Here is a 17989-nt window from a genome sequence, read left to right as displayed (position 1 = left end):
TCTTCATACAAAAGGGCTGCTTATAATACAGCAGGATAAAAGGTGACGGATGGGCCTATATTGCCCTATCATCTGCTCAGCTATTTTAAGTGGCCGGTGCCGCTATTTTACCAATCGGGAGTCCCTGTGTGAGTACGCATAACGTCCGGGTTTGTTTATCTCTGTTCCTAAAACGCGCTCTTTGCGTTGGAGCTGTGCTGGGCGGTAGCCTCTTTGCCGCTAGCAGCTTTGCAACAGAAGCGACCCATACCGTTCTCCGTGCTGATGAGCTGGACCTCAGCGTCCCTTGTGCGCAAGTGCATATCAAGGTGGACCCCTCTCTTAAAAACAGCATGGTATTAGAGACAGCTTCTGGCCTCTCCCCTGCCATCCAAACCGTTAAAGATGGGACAGAAAGCCACCTCCATATTGCTCTTAAAGCCTGCCAAAAAGGCGGGGTTATGGCCTTGCGCCTCTCTGGTGATACGGCTCTTACCCTCCATGACAGCCCTCAAGCGCACATTACCATCAGCGGGACTCTCACAACGCTGGAGAGCAATCTAGATGATGCCTCCCTGGATGTTGATCATGTCGAATCCCTAGACCTCTCCATCTCCGGCACAACGCAGGCCCATATTTTCCAGCTTGCTCGTGCCGCGCAAATCAACGCTACAGGGGCTGCGCGGCTAGATGTTGATAACGCGCTTCTCTCAGCCCTATCGGCCCAGCTCTCCGATAATAGCCAGCTTTCCATCGCGCAGGGGCAAATTGATAACGTAACGCTGACAAGCTCTCAACAGGCGGAAGCCTCCATCATGGCGACTGTCAATAATGCCAATATTATAACGAATGATGCCGCTCATGTTACTCTCAATAAAGTAACGGGCACTGTGCAAGATGGGGGAACAAAACACATCTCCCACACCACACCGGCAGAGCCTGCAACACAACCATCTCCCAAACCAACACCAACACTACAGCCCGATGGCCAAGCTCAGGGGCTGAATAATCCTGCCCTACCGCATGTAACGCCTGCCCCTACGCCTACAGCTACACCAAAAGCATCGCTCTCCCCCCACGAGGCCATACCTCCCAGCACTACATCGGCACAGCCTATCAACGCAGCACAGCCCCCCGCGACACCACCCAAAATGACGTCTCCCACAACACCGGCTGATAACGGCACACAACCACAAACAGCCCCACAAGCGACACCAACACCAACGCCACAAGGGCAAATAGCGAAATGACCCGCCCCCTCCACAGGGTCGGCATAATATAGAGGCAATTTTGTGAGACTATTCACCCTCCCTTTCATCTTCCTTGGGCGTTATATTTTAAAAGCATTGCACCATGCTGGGGCCTTGAGCTTATTTGCTCTGCGTGGCCTCGCTGGGGTGTTTCGTCCACCTTTTTATGGGCGGATTATCCTCTCCTGTTTGTTAGAGATTGGCTTTCTCTCCCTCCCTGTTGTGGCCTTAACGGCGATTTTCTCCGGTGCGGTTATTGCACTGCAATCTTATAGTGGCTTTAGCCAATATCATGCTCAAAACGCCATTGCGGGGATCGTCGTCCTCTCCATCACGCGGGAGTTGGGTCCAGTCTTAGCGGGGCTTATGGTTGCTGGGCGCATCGGGGCCGCCATTGCCGCCCAAATCGGGGCGATGCGCGTGACCGACCAAATAGATGCCCTCAGCACATTAGCAACAAACCCTATCAAATATCTCGTCACACCCCGCTTGCTCGCAGGTTTGTTGGCTCTGCCCTTTCTGGTATTGATTGCCGATATTTTAGGCGTCTCTGGCGGGTTTATTGTCGCTGTAGGCAAGCTGGATTTCAGCCCGGCCCTCTTTATCAACACAGCCTATAATGCCCTCCATGCGCATGATGTCTTAGTCGGGCTTTTAAAAGCGGCTGTCTTTGGGTTTCTCATCGCTCTGCTGGGCTGCTACGAGGGGTATAATAGCCGCGGCGGGGCAGAAGGTGTGGGCCGGGCTGCAACCGCAACGGTTGTGGCAGCCTCCATCCTCATCCTCGCTTTTGATTACCTCTTAACCGACCTCTTTTTCACCGCATGACGCGCCTTACCTCACCCCCGCCCCGACAGGACATGATGACCCAACAGCCTTGCATCCGCATCCGTGGCTTAAAGAAATCCTTCGGCAACCGCACCATTCTCAATGGGATTGACCTAGACATCCCCGCTGGGGCCTCTACCGTCATTATTGGCGGCTCTGGCAACGGGAAGTCCCTCATGCTGCGCTGCATCCTCGGCTTGATTGAGCCTGATGAAGGCATCATCGAGATTGATGGCGAGGACATCCTCCGGGCTTCCACCAAACGCCGCGATGCGCTGCTAAGACGCATTGGGATGCTTTTCCAAAACGCTGCGCTCTTTGATAGTATGAGTGTGATGGAAAATATCCTCTTTGGCCTCAAAGCCAAACGTCATGGCCGTACTGCCCTCCCCCACCGTACAGAGTTGGAGCAAGAGGCCTTCCACCTCCTAGCTCAAGTCGGTCTTGGCCCCAATGTCGCCCCCCTCAACCCGGCAGAACTCTCCGGCGGGATGCAAAAGCGCGTTGGTCTTGCTCGTGCCTTAGCAGGACAGCCCGATATTCTCTTTTTTGATGAACCCACCACAGGGCTAGACCCCATCATGTCCGCCGTGATTGATGGTTTAATCAGCGATTGTGTGACCCAACGAGGCTCCACAGCCCTAACCATCACCCATGATATGACCTCCGCCCGCCGCATTGGGGACCATACCGCCATGCTGTATGGGGGAAAGATTATCTGGCAAGGCCCCGCCTCGGACCTCATGAATAGTGGCAACCCGATTGTTGACCAATTCACGCATGGACGGCGGGAAGGCCCCATCACCACCACGATGACGGACCAACCAGCAATAGGGGGCTAATATGGCCAAAAAGCCCACTAGCATCTTTATCTGCCAAAATTGCCATGCCCGTTATCCAAAATGGACAGGCCGATGCGACCAATGCGGGGAATGGAATAGCCTAGAGGAAGAAGCCAGCACCCCAACCCCCAGCAAAGCCCAACCGGGCAAACGCGGTACGGGGCTAAAAACCACGCGGCTTGATGGCACAGCAACGCCCCCACCGCGCCTTAATACCAGCATGGCAGAATTAAACCGCGTCCTTGGTGGTGGGCTTGTCCCCGGATCGGTCGTGCTGGTGGGGGGGGACCCCGGCATTGGCAAATCCACCCTCATGCTCCAAATGACCTGCGCTTTAGCCAAAGCGCACCATAATGTTCTTTATGTCTCCGGGGAGGAGGCGATAGACCAAATCCGCCTCCGTGCCCAACGGTTAGAGCTGGATAAAGACCCTAAAGCCCTAGACCAGCTAGACCTTGCAGCCTCTATCAATGTCAATGACATCGTCACAACCTTGGAGGAGAATCGCAGCCTCCATGTCGTAGTCATCGACTCCATCCAAACCATGTGGCTAGAGAGTGTCGCCAGCGCGCCCGGCTCGGTCTCCCAAGTGCGTAATTGTGCTTTTGAGCTTATCCGCCTTGCTAAAACGCTTGGCTTTGCCCTCATCCTCATTGGGCATGTGACAAAAGAGGGAGCCTTAGCCGGCCCGCGCGTTTTGGAACATATGGTTGATGCGGTGCTGTATTTTGAGGGGGATCGCGGCCATCAATTCCGTATTCTCCGTGCGGCTAAAAACCGCTTTGGTGCAACGGATGAAATCGGCGTATTCGCCATGACCGATACAGGCTTGCGGGAAGTCCCCAACCCCTCCGCCCTTTTCCTTGCGGAGCGGCATGGCAATATCGCAGGCTCTGCCGTCTTTGCTGGGTTAGAAGGCACACGCCCTATTTTGCTGGAGGTACAAGTCCTTCTCTCCGCCAAAAGCAGCGATGGGGCCCCACGGCGGGCCGTGCTAGGCTGGGATAGCTCCCGCCTGAGTATGATTCTCGCTGTGTTAGAGGCACGCTGCGGGTTAAAGCTTGGGAGTATGGACGTCCATCTCAACATCACAGGCGGGCTGAAGATTAACGAGCCCGCTGCCGACCTCGCCGTTGCAGCAGCCCTCATCTCTGCCGCAACAGGCCAACCAACCGCCCCACATGAGGCTTATTTTGGGGAGATTGGCCTCTCTGGCGAAGTGCGGCAGGTCAGCCAAACAGCAGTCCGGCTGAAAGAAATCTCCAAACTCGGCTTCAAACAAGCTGTCATACCGCGCCATGTAGGTACAGCCACAGCCCGCCCCAAAGGTCCAGCCACCCTCACCATTGCCGAAACAGGCCATCTCAGCGACCTTGTCCGCCGCTTCTCCCCCGCTGCGGGGTCATGAAATCGGGAAACATTAAAAACCTCTTACAGCCCTTGACCTTTCCCCAATCTTCCCGAAACACTAATGCCCACCACAATATGATCTTGTCTTAACACTGGGTTCATTCTCCCATGACTGACCGCAAGAAAACCTACACAGCCCGGCATGTTCGCTACCCTCATATTCGTCTGCCGCATATTCGCTTTTCCCGCAGAGAGCTGACAGACCGCCCCCTAGAAGGCAAACCCCACCCAGACCAACCCTTCCATTGGAAGCTCTATGCCATGGAGGCCATCGCTACGGCCATCATGCTGCTTCTTGGCATTACCGTCACCACAATTTTAGCCGCCGATGGCTCCCCTGTGGCGGCTTTTCTGGCCCCTTACCCCATTCTTCGCTCTGCCCTTATTGGCCTCTTCTTCGGCCTAGCGGGGACGATTGCCACACTCTCCCCCTTTGGGAAAGTCAGCGGGGCGCATCTCAACCCCTCTGTGACGTTGGCATTCTTCCTAAGCAAGAAAATCCGTTGGTTAGATGCTCTGGGTTACATATTTGCCCAGCTTATTGGGGCTTTTACAGGGACGCTCCTCGCAAGCCTTGGGCTGAGCATCCTCCTGCCCTTCTGGCAGCCTCTTGTGACACAAATCCATTATGCAGGGACCTTCCCCGCTTCCCATTATAGCCTTGGCTTTGTCGCTTTGATGGAAGGCATCGCCACCGCAGGGTTGATTCTCGTCATTTATTTCACCGCATCACGCCCACGCCTTCAGCATTTTACCACATGGATGTGCGCGCTTTATTTTGCGATTACTAACCCGTTTATCTCCGGCTTTTCTGGCAATAGCACCAATTTTATGCGGACCTTAGCCCCCGATACCTTAGCCCATAACCTCCATGGGATATGGATATATCTTGTCGGGCCTTTTATGGGGGCGGCTATTGCGTTGCAACTCGCCCGCTTCCTCGTCTCTCATCATGGCCTGCGGGAAGCGCGCATCGTCAATTTTGGCCATCATGGCCGCGTACCCCGCTATTCCGCCCCGGAGGCCAAAGGCCCTTCACCTGACGAGTTAAAACGTGAGGATAAAAAAGAAGCGGCTCAACAAGACACCCCTTAGTCCGGCTCATCATCCAATACACGGATAGGCTCTTGCCCGCGTGTGAGGTCCCTCAGCCATGCCTCAACCTCCTCACGCGCTTGCACGGGGACAGCCAGCTCCATCACGGCCCCTGCCGCACCAAAAGTACACTCGCGCACCTCCACGCGCCATCCCGGTAATTTGGCCTCTACCTCCGCATAAATCGGGAAAGGACAGTGGAAGCCTAGCCGAACCCGCTCGACCCACTCACTCTTTGCTGCCTCACGCAAACAAGCTGCTGCTGCCCCACCATAGGCCCGCACCAGCCCCCCGGCCCCAAGCTTCACCCCCCCAAACCAGCGGGTGACAACGACCATAACCCCCTCAAAATCCTGCCCTTCTATCGCAGAGAGAATAGGCCGCCCTGCCGTGCCAGAGGGTTCCCCATCATCATAAACACGGTACCGCCCCCCAACACGAAACGCCCAGCAATTATGCGTTGCCTCTGGCACAGCCACTTGGGCCAGAAAGGCCATCGCTCCGGCTTCATCCTCCACAGGGGCGGCCATAGTGCGGAACACACTATGGCGAATAATCGTTTCATGCTCGGCTATGCCGTCTAATGTCCAAGTCATACGCTCATTCTGCCCTAGAAAGGCTGTGCCCGCCAAGCCACACCGCACACTCCTTTTGCAATCATCTTACCTTAGATGAAGCCTTTCTCCTAAAAGGGGAAACCGCACGCTATGGAAAATCCCGCCCTATCGCGCTACTACTGCCTTCATCCACAAGGCTAGAATGGGCCAATATCCAGCCTATTACACAAGGGTAAAAGAGGATCACACTGCCATGCTTTCCACGCTGACAAACCGTCTCAATGCGTTTTGTGGCCGCCATGTCGCCCTTGTATTGACCATTTTTACCTTGTTATGCGCTGGCTCGGTATGGCTTAGCCTTAACCATCTCGGCATCACAACCGAGACCGATAAGCTCTTTGCCGATACCCTCCCTTGGAAGCAAAAAAACCATCAATTAGAAGAACTTTTCCCCGGCGAGAAGAACACCCTCGTCGCCATCATCAGCTCCGCTACGCCTGAAGAAGGGCGCGAGGCAGCGCACGATCTTGCCGCCATCCTCGCACAAGACCATGAGCATTTCGATAAAGTCAGCCAACCTGATGCTGACCCTTTCTATACCCGTAATGCCTTCCTCTTTATCGATACAAAAGAGCTAGAACCCCTGCTCGATTCCATCATCGCCGCACAACCATTCCTCGGTACCTTAGCTGCCGACCCTTCTGCGCGCGGCCTCTTTGGCACCTTCGGCCTTATGGCAACAGCCCTTAAAACTGGCCAACCCATCCCTGCTAGCTTCAATACCGCTCTTGATGGCCTAACCCATACATTAGAGCAAGGCATGACAGGCCAAGCCGCCCCCCTCTCTTGGGAGAAATTACTCTCCGGTGGTTTGAGCGACCTTGGCGGGCATTACCAATTTGTCGTCACCCATCCACGGCCTGATTTCTCCTCCTTTGAGCCCTCAGAGGCCGCCACAAAAGCCATGCGTGCGGCCTTAAACACACTGCCCAGCGTCAAAGCAGGACGGACCCATGCGCTCATCACCGGGGAAGCGAAACTCAGTGATGAGGAGTTCTCCACCGTTGCCCAAGGGATGGTCATCGGCCTTATCATTTCTTTCGCCCTTGTTGCGCTTTGGCTCATCCTTGCCGTGCGGACATTGCGCGTTGCTATCCCCATCCTCCTGACGCTCATCATTGGCTTGTTGCTCACAACAGGGTTTGCAGCCTTAATTGTCGGCACCTTGAATATGATTTCGGTCGCCTTTGCCATCTTATTCGTTGGGATTGCGGTCGATTTCGCCATTCAATTTGGTGTGCGCTTCCGCTGCCAAAAGGATGAGCAGAACCAACCCCTCGCCCCCCTTGCAGCCTTAGAGCGCACCGGCAAAGAGAGTGGCCCGCAAATCTTTGTTGCCTCCCTAGCAACAGCGGCGGGCTTCCTCGCTTTCACACCCACGAATTTTGTAGGGGTTGCCCAATTAGGGCTTATTGCTGGGGGCGGGATGATTATCGCCTTCTTCTGCACCCTGACTCTTCTACCCGCTTTGCTGATGGCCTTCCGCGCCAAACCGGGGGCGAGCAGCACGGGCTTTACATCCCTCCTGCCGATAGACCGCGCTTTACAGCGTTATCGCACCCCTGTTCTGAGCATTTTTGGGGTGCTCGGCCTTATCGGGCTTTGCCTCATCCCACGCCTAAGCTTTGATGCCGACCCCCTCCATACCAAAAAGCCTGACACAGAGGGCATGAAGGCCCTTAATCTGCTGGAGGAAAACCCCCTCACAACCCCGTATAATGCCCAAGTCCTCACCCCAGACATCGCTACCGCTGCACGCCAAGCGGCGGCCTTTAACAAGCTCGAAAGCGTACATGATGTCCTCTGGCTTGGGGCCCTCGTCCCCGATGACCAAGACGCTAAAATCCAGCTCATCCATGATGCAGGCGACATCATCCTCCCTACCTTAGATGTTAACCACCCAGCCCCACCCCCTTCCGCTGCGGAACTCCGCCAAGCAGCCCTTAAAGCCGCTCATTCTTTTGATGGGTTAGACGGTAAATTAACCCCCGCCCTCGCTGCTTTACATAATGCGCTTTTACGCCTCTCTACCGCCCCTGATGCCACATTGCTCTCCACCAATGAGGCCCTCACCCACTTCCTCCCCGCAGAGCTTAACCAACTTAAAACGCTCCTAGTCCCCCCACCGTCCATTACGATGCAGAGCATCCCGGCCCATATCCGTGCCGACTATATTGCCTCTAACGGGGCCTATCGTTTGGTCATTCACCCTAAAGGACAAATGTCCGAGACCAAGACGCTCCATCGCTTCGTCAATGAGCTAGAGACGGTCACCCCTGATATTTCCGGCCCAGCTTTGGAGATTATCGCCAGTGCCCAGACCATCACACACGCCTTTATTACCGCAGCTATCTGCGCCATTATCGCCATTGCGCTGATTTTACTCATCACATTGCGCCGCGTGCTCGATAGCCTCCTCGTGCTGCTGCCCTTACTCCTCTCCTCACTTCTCACGGTGATTCTCGTCATCACAGTGCCAGAGCAACTCAATTACGCGAACATCATCGCCTTACCCCTTTTGCTAGGGGTCGGGGTGTCCTTTAACATCTATTTCGTCATGAACTGGCGTGCAGGGTTGCATAATCCCCTTTCCTCCCCCACAGCACGAGCGGTTTTATTCTCTGCCCTGACAACTGGTTCCGCCTTTGGCTCTTTAGCAGCCTCTATCCATCCGGGCACCGCTAGTATGGGGCGGCTTTTACTTCTCTCCCTCACCTGCACGCTCATCTGCTCACTTGTCTTTATCCCCGCCCTCTTACCGGGGGAAAAAGAGGACTTAAAATAAACCTCTTTTGAGAAAACTGGCTGATTATAAGGGGTTTTTCATAAGCCCCTTTATTAATAGGTAATTCATATCTCTGTAAGAGGTTTATTTGATGAGTCTCTTTGAAGAACTTTTGCGTTAAATCAATGTTCTAACCTCATTTTAATCATCTTCTGGGGCCGTAAAAACCATAACAAGGTCCCATGTAATGCCCAAAAGACCCTTTCCCCATATCGTCCTTTACACCACGCTCCTGACAGCTGGCCTGGGCACCACACTGTCACCTGCTCATGCTGAAGCAAGCAGCACAACTCCCGCTAGTACCGATTCTTCACAGCCAAAACGCAGCATCCTCGACCGCATCATGCACACAGCACCGGGCGGCTGTCCGGCTGAAGCCCCCCAATCTAACCCTTATGGCATTTGGGCTCGTGGGGATGGGAGTGAGACAGGCTTCGGCCCCGTCTCCCAATATGGTACCCCAGCGGGGATGGATAGCATCAGCCAGCCTAAAACCGGCCTTTGTGACCGTGGCGACCCTTTTGATAGCTATAAGCACATGAAGCTTAATGATAGCGGCTCCATCTGGCTTAGCCTTGCTGGGGAAACGCGGCTGAATAACTGGTACGATAGGCGGCCTGTCTTTGGTGCAGCGATTGACCCTACCACCTCCATGAAGGCCCGCCCCTTTAACTCTGGCCGCTTTGCTGTCCGTAATCTTTGGAGTGCGGACCTCCATTTTGGCCAGCATGTACGCTTCTTTGGCCAACTTATTAACGCTGATGCTGGTGGGTGGCGCGGCTATAGCTATGATGGCACCTTCCGTAAAAACTTAGACCTTCAACAAGCGTTTGTAGAGCTTAGCGGCAATGCTGTTGGAGGGCATGGCGGCTTCATCTTTGGGCGGCAGCAATTCCTTGATGCGCCTGACTATATGATCGGTAATCGCGATGTGCTGAACGTCCCACTCAGCTGGGATGGGTTCCGCATTTACGAGCATTGGAACCGCGTCCGGTTTGATGGTTTTTATTTCATCAATACAAAGAACAACCATACAGATAGCTTCCGTGGGGGGAACTCCCTTTTCCACGACACACTTGATTATAAAACCCGCCTTTATGGGGCTAACATCACCTATGCGCCGCCGGATTTCCACTTCCTTGGGGAGGCAGGATATTCCTTCATCAACATCTTCTATTATGGCTATGAGCTTAACGGCGGGCCTGCCCAGCAAACAGTGATGTATAATGCCTCCGCATTAGGCCACACCAAACGCAATAACTTTGGCATGCGGTGGCATGGGGAGGCCGGGCCTATCAGCTTCTCCTTTGGGGGAGCGTATCAGCAGGGGCGGTTCTATCAATCTTATAACGCCGCAAACCATTATGATAAAATGAACCGCCATGTAAATGCGTGGTCCATGAATGGCACGGTGGATTACCATTTCCGCCATGTTATGTGGCATCCTACCATCGGTGTGCAGGGCGATGCTTATTCCGGCGGTGGCGCACGCGGGACGACAGGCAGTGTGAACACCTATATCGAACCCTTCGGTGTAAACACGAATTATCTGGACCCCACCAATTACCTCACCGGGCAAAACTTGATCGACTTTGCCCCAAAGGCGAGCTTCTCCCCCACCAACTATCTAACCTTCCAACTCAAACTACCCATTTATTGGCGTTACAATACGGGGGATGACACATACTCCATCTATGGGCGTAACATCTTCCAACGGCAATTCACCTCCGGGAGATATAATGCTTATAACTACGACTCCTTTGTCGGGATTGCCCCACAAATGGCAGCAAGCTTACGCCTTGGCCCTCATTTAACCTGGGATCATCATGTCGTCCGCTTCCTTACATCCCACGCCATGCACCAAGCTGGCGCACATGATGCAACCTATTACCAATCCTCCCTCACCCTCACTTACTAACCTTGATAGGGGCAGAAATGCCCCTTTCCCCCTCACCTTAAAAGACTAATAGCTGTTTTCACTCTTGGATTTACAAAAAAGCCTTGATAAACCCCTTATCCGTCCTTCTTTAGTCCTATTTATTCTGCCCTGAAAGTCTTCCCCCATGCAGGCTATCTTTCGCAATGCTATGAGTCGCCTTGGCTCACCTGTTACACTCGTTACCACTGATGGCCCTGCGGGGCGTTATGGCTTAACAGTCTCCGCCATAACGAGTGTTACCGATACCCCGCCCACAATATTGGTCTGCTTTAATCGTGCTAACGCATCGCATGAGGCCTTTTTGACCAACAAAAAACTCGGCATTAACATCCTCGGTAAAGGCCATGATGATCTCGCCTGCGCCTTTGCTAATAACCAACTCACCGCGACAGAACGCTTCACATGCGGGCAATGGCACCCCGGCCCGCTCGGCTCCCCCTTATTAGACGGCGCGCTGGCCACGCTTGATTGTACGATAGAGAATACACACACCATCGGCACGCATGACGTCCTCATCTGCCGGGTGCATGCCATTACAATAGATGATGGGACACGCCACGGGCTAACATGGTTTGACCGGGCCTTCCATCACCTACCAACACGCGCCTAAAACAGGGCATCGCTTAGTAATTTTACATTCAACCCAACAATCACCAGCACCACAAACCACGCTAAAACAGCCCATAAGGGCGTAAGACGAAACGCCCCCATCTTCTGCCGGCTTGAGACAAACCAAACAAGCGGAATCATCGCAAAGGGCAACTGCATGGAAAGGACAATCTGGCTCAATACGAGCAAATCCCCCACCTTCCCCTGCCCATAAAGAGCAACAATAACAATAACGGGCAACACAGCTATGCCACGGGTGATGAGTCGCCGCACCCAATAGGGCAACCGTAAGTGAAGGAAGCCCTCCATCACGATTTGCCCTGCTAACGTCCCTGTAACGGTGGAGTTTGTGCCCGCCGCAAGCAACGCTACGGCAAATAAGGTCGAGGCCAGCCCAAAGCCCAACACGGGCGAAAGCAGCCGCCACGCATCGCTAATCTCAGCCACATTTTGATATTTCGTGCCATGGAACGCCGCCGCAGCCACAATTAAAATCGCAGCATTGATGAACAAAGCCAGCGTTAAAGCCAATGTGCTATCCCATGTCGCCCAGCGCAGCGCATCCCGCCGCCCTTCCACCGTACGCGGGTAGGAGCGGCTTTTTACCAAAGAGGAATGGAGATAAAGATTATGAGGCATAACCGTAGCCCCAATAATCCCAATCGCCACATACAGCATATCGGGGTTCGTCAAAATATGTGGCGATGGCACAAAGCCTTTTAAAATCCCCCCAATAGACGGGGATGCCGCCACAAGCTGTATGCCAAAGCACACAGCGATAATCCCCAAAAGGGTTATCACAAAAGCTTCCAGCGCGCGCATCCCACGTTGCATGAGCAATAAGACGAGAAAAACATCCAAAACGGAAATTAACGTCCCGACCATAATAGAAAGGCCAAACAATAAGTTCAGCGCAACAGCCGTGCCGATAACTTCGGCCAAATCACACGCAATGATGGCGACTTCACAAGTCAGCCACAGGGGGATATTTGCCCAACGTGGTAACCAGTCGCGGCAGGCTTGGGCAAGGTCACGCCCTGTTACAATCCCCAACCGTGCCGCAAGGGCTTGGAGCAGGACCGCCATAATATTGGCCAGCAGAATGACCGATAGTAAACGATACCCAAACCGTGCCCCACCTTGTAGGTCTGTGGCCCAATTACCGGGGTCCATATACCCCACGGCAACCATATAGCCGGGGCCAATAAAGGCTAAAAACCGCCTCAGCCAGAAGCTTGCCCGCGCCGGTACAGCCACAGCACCACGCGCCGCATCCTCAACAGGCATATAGTCTGCCTCAGGCACGCTTTAATCCTTTATGTTAGAGGGGCCAATCAGGACGCCGCCTCACCTTTAAACCAGACTTCAACAGGGCCATTCAGCTTTAACGTCATCGGCCGGCCCCGCCGGTCTAAAGACCGCCCTACAGAGACACGAATCCACCCCTCACTCACGCAATATTCCTCAACATTGGTCTTTTCTTCCCCTTTAAAGCGCACACCAATGCCGCGGCCCAATATCTCCTCATTATAATAAGGGCTATCAGGGTAGATGGAGAGGCGATCAGGTAATGTATCACTCATCGAATCAGTCATCCTTTCATTAAAATCTGGCAGATGATTCTGGCAGGCTGCCCTTCCATAACAACCAACCTACCAAAAAGAAGCCCTCTTTAAGCGACTTCAAACATCGCTTCAACTTCTACCGGGGCATTCAGCGGTAAGCTCGGCACACCAACGGTCGAGCGAGCATGTTGGCCAACCTCCCCAACAAACACCGCAGCAGCAAGGTCAGAAGCCCCATTCATCACAGCAGCATGATCGGTAAAATCAGGCGTGCAGGCCATAAAACCACCAAGACGCACAACCCGCCGCACACGGGAAAGATCACCCCCCAAAGCCGTATTAAGCTGGGCCAGAATATTGATAAAACATGCTCGTGCGCATGCTGTCCCTGCTTGATTGGAGACTTCACCACCCAACTTACCAGTAATCAGCAATTTACCATCCACTAATGGCAACTGCCCAGAGACAACCAATAAATTACCCGTCCGCACAACAGGGAGGTAATTCGCCACAGGGGCAGCGGCAACGGGAAGCTCAATATTTAACGCAGCGAGACGACTTTCTGGTGTGGACATAATCTTCTCCCTTTTTCTCCCAATGGGGTCAAACCCTGCACACCCTGCGCTGTAAAGCCTCTCTTGCCAAGGGGCCCCGAGCAAGAAATCCCCCCCTTACCCAGCAGCACGCCCCAAAGCCTGCGTTAAGTCTGCCAAAATATCCTCTGGATGCTCCAATCCAATCGACAACCGCACATAGCCGGGGGAGACCCCTGCCGCCTTTTGCTCCGCCTCGCTCAACTGCGCATGGGTTGTAGAGGCAGGATGGATCGCAAGGCTCCGCGCATCGCCAATATTAGCGACATGATAAAACAGCTCCAACGCATCAATAAAACGTTGGCCTGCCTCACGCCCGCCAGAAAGCTCAAAGCCGACAAGCCCGCCAAAGCCCCCCTGCAAAACAGCTTCCGCACGCTGCCGTGCCTCACCCTCCTGCAAGGCGGGGTAGATAACGCGCTGCACGTCAGGACGCCCCTGCAAAAACTGCGCCACTTTTAGCGCATTCTCGCAATGGCGCGGCATCCGCAGTGGTAAGGTCTCCACCCCTTGCAAAAGCTGGAAGGCATTAAAGGGCGAAAGAGCCGCCCCACCATCGCGCAGCAATACCGCTCTTGCCCGCAGCGCATATGCAACTGGCCCTAAAGGACGAGCAGCCTCCGTCCAAATCGCCCCATGATAGCTTGGGTCTGGCTGTGTGAGCAACGGGTGACGCTGCCCCCATTCAAACTGCCCACCATCAATCACTAACCCACCAATAGAGGTCCCATGCCCGCCAATATATTTGGTCGCCGAATACACCACAATCGCCGCACCATGCGCTAAGGGACGTGCCAATAACGGGGTGGCCGTATTATCAACAATCAGAGGGATCCCCAAGGCGCGTCCCGCTTTGGCAATCGCTGCCATGGGAGCGACAATCAATTTCGGGTTCGGCAAAGTTTCTACATACCATGCCCGCGTCCGCTCATCACTTGCCGCTTCAAAGGCTGCCGGGTCGGATGGGTCCACAAAACGCACCTCTATACCCATCATCTTGAGGGTATGGGCAAAGAGATTCCACGTCCCCCCATATAGGTCCGTCCCGCTGACGATATTATCCCCAACCTCCGCGAGATTTTGCACCGCTACAGCCGATGCCGCCTGACCAGACGCCACCGCTACAGCCGCTGCCGCCCCCTCTAACGCGGCCATGCGTTTTTCAAACACATCAACTGTTGGGTTTGTCAGGCGGGAATAAATCATCCCCACATCCTTCAGCGCAAACCGGTCCGCCGCTTGTTGGCTGCTCTCAAATTGATAAGAGGTCGTCTGATGGATAGGTGGCACGACAGACCCCGTCCCCGGGTCAGCCCGCCAACCAGCATGCAGGGCTAATGTTTCGGGATGATATGTAGTGCGTGCCATGGGGCCTCCTCGGTAATATCTCATCCATAAGACGAACAAGCAAAACGGACTTTATCCCTTTAGGACATATTATACCCCATCAACACAACTACCCCCTACCGATGAACCTCTTTGAAACACATAAGAACACTTAATATGTTACCTTTTTAAAATAATCTCCAAAACCTAAACTCGTTGTAATAGCTCTCATAGGGAATATAGGATTGATTTTATCCGTAATAACTCTATAAGCGGCGGTTCTTCTCATAATTTCAGTCCGTTAGAGGGTTACAGTCATGCAGCTCGCTTCCCTTATTCGCAATGAAACAGGCCTTGATAATGCGCCAACGGTCGTTCTGCTTCATGGTGTTTTTGGGCGGGCGCGTAACTTGGGCATCCTACAACGGGCCCTTAGCCCTTATTTTAACACGGTTGCTTTTGACCTCCGTTGCCATGGCGAGAGCGACCACGCCCCCATCTCCTACCCGGAAATGGCCAAAGATGTGCTTGAGAGCATGGATGCACTCGGTATTGAGAAAGCCCATCTCGTAGGCCATTCCATGGGCGGGAAAACAGCCATGGCCACCACGCTGACCGCCCCGGAACGTATTGAAAAGCTGCTCATCGCCGACATCGCCCCCGATACGATGATTCATGGCCAGCATGACCTTGCCCAACAGCTTTATCATACGCCGCTTCCTGCCCTCAGCAGCCATGCCGAAATCCGCAAGTTCCTTCATGACCTCACCGATGACCCCTCCGTAGGCGAGCTCATTGCCCAGCACATCACCCCCGGTGACCCTGCCCAATGGAATATCGGTGTGACAGATATTGTCGCTAGCTTCCCCGTGATTCAGGAATGGCCAGTCGAAGCCTTTAGCGGCAAAACATGGGACGGCCCTGCCCTCTTTATCCGTGGCGGGGATTCACCTTACATCAAGCCCCATCATCATGCTGTCATTCAGGATTACTTCCCCAAAGCGGAGGTCAAGACCATCCCCAATACCGGCCATTGGCTGCATGTGGAAGATGCCCCCAGCTTTAACGCTATGATGTTGGACTTCTTCCGCGGGTAACCCCATCAAAAAAGGCCGCCCTCCAAAGGAGCGGCCCTTTTTAACATCAGCCCTTCTTTAAACGCTCAGAGAGGCTGAGGGCGTGGGCATCTAACCCTTCCTCCCGTGCCAAAATCACCCCAGCAGGGCCGACCTGTCTCAACCCTTCCATATCTGTCTCGATAGAGGTTGTCCGTTTCAGGAAGTCATAAACCGAAAGGCCAGAGGCAAAACGGGCTGTGCGGCTTGTCGGCAGAACATGATTCGGCCCACCAACATAATCCCCTACGGCCTCTGGGCAGAACCGCCCCATAAAGATAGCCCCTGCATGGCGGACCTTCTGGCTAAAGGCCCGTGGTTCATCCAACAGCACCTCCAAATGCTCTGGGGCGAACTCATTCACCACATCAGCAGCCTCATCTTCGCTATGAACAATCACCACAGCCCCGCAATCTGCCCAACTTTTCCGCGTAATATCTGCACGGGGAAGGGTCTTTAACTCCGCCTCAACCGCAGCGATGACCTTATCAGCAAAGGCTTCATCCTGCGTAATCAGCACTGATTGTGCCTGCTCATCATGTTCAGCTTGGGCGAGGAGGTCAATCGCGACAAGGCGCGGGTCATTCTTCCCATCCGCGACCACCACAACCTCGGATGGCCCGGCGATGCTATCAATCCCCACATGGCCAAAAACTTGCCGCTTCGCCTCTGCTACAAACGCATTACCCGGCCCTACGATACGGTCCACCGGGGCGATGCTCTGCGTGCCATAGGCCAAAGCCCCTACCGCTTGCGCCCCGCCAACACGGTAAATCTCCGTCACACCACAAAGGCGCGCGGCCTCCATCACGAGCGGATTCAGCACGCCATCTGGCGTTGGCACGCACATCGCCAACCGCTTCACCCCCGCAACATGCGCTGGTAGAGCATTCATCAACACAGAGGAGGGATAAGCCGCCTTCCCACCGGGGACATAAAGCCCTGCCGCATCGAGCGGTGTCCAGCGCATCCCCAAACGCAAGCCTGCCTCATCCGTATAATCAAGGTCTTTAGGGAGCTGCGCTTCATGAAAGGCCCGAATCCGCTTTGCTGCAAAGGCCAGAGCCTCCTTTGTCTCCGGCGCAACACGCGCAGCGGTTTCGGCAATCTCTGCCTCACTAATGCGTAGCTGCCCTGCCTCCAATGTGAGGCGGTCAAACCGCGCTGTATAAGCACAAAGGGCCTCATCACCCCGCTTTTGCACATCTGCCAGAATCGCACGCACAGGCTCTGCGACAGAGCCGCTTTGCTCTCCCCGGCGAGCCAAAACCGCCTTTAAATGCGCCTTAAACTCTGGCGATGCGGTATCAAGACGCTTCATCAAGCACACTCCCCTTGCTGCATAGATTGCGCCACAGCCGCCCGGAAACGCTCAATCAAAAGCCCGACTTCCTCCGGTCGCGTCTTTAAGGCGATACGATTTACAATCAACCGGCTTGTAATATGCGCAATCGTCTCAACCTCCTCCAACCCATTAGCCCGCAAGGTCGAGCCGGTATCGACAAGGTCCACAATCACATCGGCCATATCAAGGGCTGGGGCAAGCTCCATCGCCCCATGGAGATGCACAATCTCCGCATTCACCGCGCGCGAGGCAAAATGACGCCGCGCAATGGCCGGATATTTTGTGGCCACACGCAAGCGGGACCGCCCCTCTGGCGGCTCATCCTCCCCACTCCCTTTAGGCCGCGCAACAGCGATACGACACCCGCCTATCCCAAGGTCTAGCGGGGCATAAAGGTCGGGGTAGTCAAACTCCATCAGCACATCAGCCCCGCAGACGCCAATGTCCGCCCCGCCATAAGCCACAAAGGTAGCAACATCAAAAGACCGCACCCGCACGACGTCCAAATCCGGGCTAGAGGTCGGAAAACGCAAACGGCGGCTGCTCTCATCAAGGCAATCTTGTGCTGGTTCAAAGCCTGTATGATGCAACACAGGGCGCAAAGCTTTAAGAATCCGCCCCTTTGGGAGGGCCAGAATAAGCGGCGTTTTTACCTGCGTTTCACTCATCATTTACGCTCCTGCTCACATAA

General features: G+C 54.3%; 16 protein-coding genes. 9 read left to right on the top strand and 7 right to left on the bottom strand.

Features of this window, described 5'->3' with window-relative positions:
- Positions 1-128: 128 nt before the first annotated feature.
- From GM557_RS00805 to GM557_RS00785, 5 genes are all read left to right on the top strand, one after another.
- Positions 129-1229, top strand: coding sequence for a hypothetical protein (locus tag GM557_RS00805; protein WP_155572573.1), 1101 nt, complete (start codon positions 129-131; stop codon positions 1227-1229).
- Between the two features lie 42 nt (positions 1230-1271).
- Positions 1272-2057 (top strand): MlaE family ABC transporter permease, encoded by a 786-nt coding sequence (locus GM557_RS00800; RefSeq protein ID WP_370513399.1) that lies wholly within the window; start codon positions 1272-1274, stop codon positions 2055-2057.
- Positions 2058-2089: 32 nt separating this feature from the next.
- Entirely contained in the window at positions 2090-2899 is an 810-nt protein-coding gene (locus GM557_RS00795) for an ABC transporter ATP-binding protein (RefSeq protein WP_230880555.1), read from the top strand.
- Between the two features lies 1 nt (position 2900).
- Entirely contained in the window at positions 2901-4307 is a 1407-nt protein-coding gene (gene radA / locus GM557_RS00790; protein ID WP_155572572.1) for a DNA repair protein RadA, read from the top strand.
- 110 nt (positions 4308-4417) lie between these two features.
- Entirely contained in the window at positions 4418-5404 is a 987-nt protein-coding gene (locus GM557_RS00785) for an MIP/aquaporin family protein (protein WP_155572571.1), read from the top strand.
- On the opposite strand, the gene GM557_RS00780 is transcribed toward GM557_RS00785, so the two are convergent.
- Positions 5401-6000, bottom strand: coding sequence for a YigZ family protein (locus tag GM557_RS00780; protein ID WP_155573420.1), 600 nt, complete (start codon positions 5998-6000; stop codon positions 5401-5403). The two genes, GM557_RS00785 and GM557_RS00780, sit on opposite strands and share 4 nt — an antisense overlap.
- Before the next feature lie 214 nt (positions 6001-6214).
- Between GM557_RS00780 and GM557_RS00775 the strand changes: the two genes are divergently transcribed.
- The 3 genes from GM557_RS00775 to GM557_RS00765 all read left to right on the top strand — a co-directional run bounded on the left by GM557_RS00775 (position 6215) and on the right by GM557_RS00765 (position 11355).
- Positions 6215-8806 carry an MMPL family transporter gene (locus tag GM557_RS00775; protein WP_155572570.1) on the top strand — a complete coding sequence of 864 codons (2592 nt, stop codon included), beginning with the start codon at positions 6215-6217 and terminating at the stop codon, positions 8804-8806.
- Positions 8807-8993: 187 nt separating this feature from the next.
- Positions 8994-10724 (top strand): alginate export family protein, encoded by a 1731-nt coding sequence (locus tag GM557_RS00770; RefSeq protein WP_155572569.1) that lies wholly within the window; start codon positions 8994-8996, stop codon positions 10722-10724.
- Between the two features lie 145 nt (positions 10725-10869).
- Positions 10870-11355: a flavin reductase gene (locus tag GM557_RS00765; RefSeq protein ID WP_155572568.1), complete on the top strand. Its 486-nt coding sequence runs from the start codon at positions 10870-10872 to the stop codon at positions 11353-11355.
- On the opposite strand, the gene GM557_RS00760 is transcribed toward GM557_RS00765, so the two are convergent.
- From GM557_RS00760 to GM557_RS00745, 4 genes are all read right to left on the bottom strand, one after another.
- Positions 11352-12641: an Nramp family divalent metal transporter gene (locus GM557_RS00760; protein WP_155573419.1), complete on the bottom strand. Its 1290-nt coding sequence runs from the start codon at positions 12639-12641 to the stop codon at positions 11352-11354. The two genes, GM557_RS00765 and GM557_RS00760, sit on opposite strands and share 4 nt — an antisense overlap.
- Positions 12642-12688: 47 nt before the next feature.
- Entirely contained in the window at positions 12689-12937 is a 249-nt protein-coding gene (locus GM557_RS00755) for a DUF3297 family protein (RefSeq protein WP_099026547.1), read from the bottom strand.
- Positions 12938-13026: 89 nt separating this feature from the next.
- Positions 13027-13497 (bottom strand): RidA family protein, encoded by a 471-nt coding sequence (locus GM557_RS00750; protein ID WP_266137379.1) that lies wholly within the window; start codon positions 13495-13497, stop codon positions 13027-13029.
- A 93-nt stretch (positions 13498-13590) separates the two neighbouring features.
- Positions 13591-14880 carry an O-acetylhomoserine aminocarboxypropyltransferase/cysteine synthase family protein gene (locus GM557_RS00745; protein WP_155572566.1) on the bottom strand — a complete coding sequence of 430 codons (1290 nt, stop codon included), beginning with the start codon at positions 14878-14880 and terminating at the stop codon, positions 13591-13593.
- 275 nt (positions 14881-15155) lie between these two features.
- Between GM557_RS00745 and GM557_RS00740 the strand changes: the two genes are divergently transcribed.
- The gene (locus GM557_RS00740) at positions 15156-15935 is read left to right on the top strand and encodes an alpha/beta fold hydrolase (protein ID WP_099026550.1); all 780 of its coding nucleotides are present in this window, start codon (positions 15156-15158) and stop codon (positions 15933-15935) included.
- Positions 15936-15981: 46 nt separating this feature from the next.
- Here GM557_RS00740 and hisD read toward each other — a convergent pair whose 3' ends face one another.
- Both hisD and hisG read right to left on the bottom strand, forming a co-directional pair.
- Complete coding sequence (gene hisD / locus GM557_RS00735) at positions 15982-17274, bottom strand: histidinol dehydrogenase (RefSeq protein ID WP_155572565.1); 1293 nt, start codon at positions 17272-17274, stop codon at positions 15982-15984.
- The gene (gene hisG / locus GM557_RS00730) at positions 17274-17969 is read right to left on the bottom strand and encodes an ATP phosphoribosyltransferase (RefSeq protein WP_370513398.1); all 696 of its coding nucleotides are present in this window, start codon (positions 17967-17969) and stop codon (positions 17274-17276) included. The genes hisD and hisG overlap by 1 nt, the downstream gene beginning before the upstream one ends.
- Positions 17970-17989: the final 20 nt, after the last annotated feature.

Origin of the sequence: Bombella sp. ESL0385 (genome assembly GCF_009725755.1) — a bacterium.
Taxonomy (GTDB): Bacteria; Pseudomonadota; Alphaproteobacteria; order Acetobacterales; family Acetobacteraceae; genus Bombella; species Bombella pollinis.
Note: the sequence above shows the minus strand (reverse complement) of the source record. Positions and strands in the feature narration are given on the sequence as shown.

Bases quoted from the DNA above. Each gene is read 5' to 3' on its own strand.
- GM557_RS00795 (WP_230880555.1), top strand. From the start codon at position 2,090: ATGATGACCCAACAGCCTTGCATCCGCATCCGTGGCTTAAAGAAATCC.
- radA (WP_155572572.1), top strand. From the start codon at position 2,901: ATGGCCAAAAAGCCCACTAGCATCTTTATCTGCCAAAATTGCCATGCC.
- GM557_RS00785 (WP_155572571.1), top strand. From the start codon at position 4,418: ATGACTGACCGCAAGAAAACCTACACAGCCCGGCATGTTCGCTACCCT.
- GM557_RS00780 (WP_155573420.1), bottom strand. From the start codon at position 6,000: ATGACTTGGACATTAGACGGCATAGCCGAGCATGAAACGATTATTCGC.
- GM557_RS00775 (WP_155572570.1), top strand. From the start codon at position 6,215: ATGCTTTCCACGCTGACAAACCGTCTCAATGCGTTTTGTGGCCGCCAT.
- GM557_RS00770 (WP_155572569.1), top strand. From the start codon at position 8,994: ATGCCCAAAAGACCCTTTCCCCATATCGTCCTTTACACCACGCTCCTG.
- GM557_RS00765 (WP_155572568.1), top strand. From the start codon at position 10,870: ATGCAGGCTATCTTTCGCAATGCTATGAGTCGCCTTGGCTCACCTGTT.
- GM557_RS00760 (WP_155573419.1), bottom strand. From the start codon at position 12,641: ATGCCTGTTGAGGATGCGGCGCGTGGTGCTGTGGCTGTACCGGCGCGG.
- GM557_RS00755 (WP_099026547.1), bottom strand. From the start codon at position 12,937: ATGAGTGATACATTACCTGATCGCCTCTCCATCTACCCTGATAGCCCT.
- GM557_RS00745 (WP_155572566.1), bottom strand. From the start codon at position 14,880: ATGGCACGCACTACATATCATCCCGAAACATTAGCCCTGCATGCTGGT.
- GM557_RS00740 (WP_099026550.1), top strand. From the start codon at position 15,156: ATGCAGCTCGCTTCCCTTATTCGCAATGAAACAGGCCTTGATAATGCG.
- hisD (WP_155572565.1), bottom strand. From the start codon at position 17,274: ATGAAGCGTCTTGATACCGCATCGCCAGAGTTTAAGGCGCATTTAAAG.
- hisG (WP_370513398.1), bottom strand. From the start codon at position 17,969: ATGATGAGTGAAACGCAGGTAAAAACGCCGCTTATTCTGGCCCTCCCA.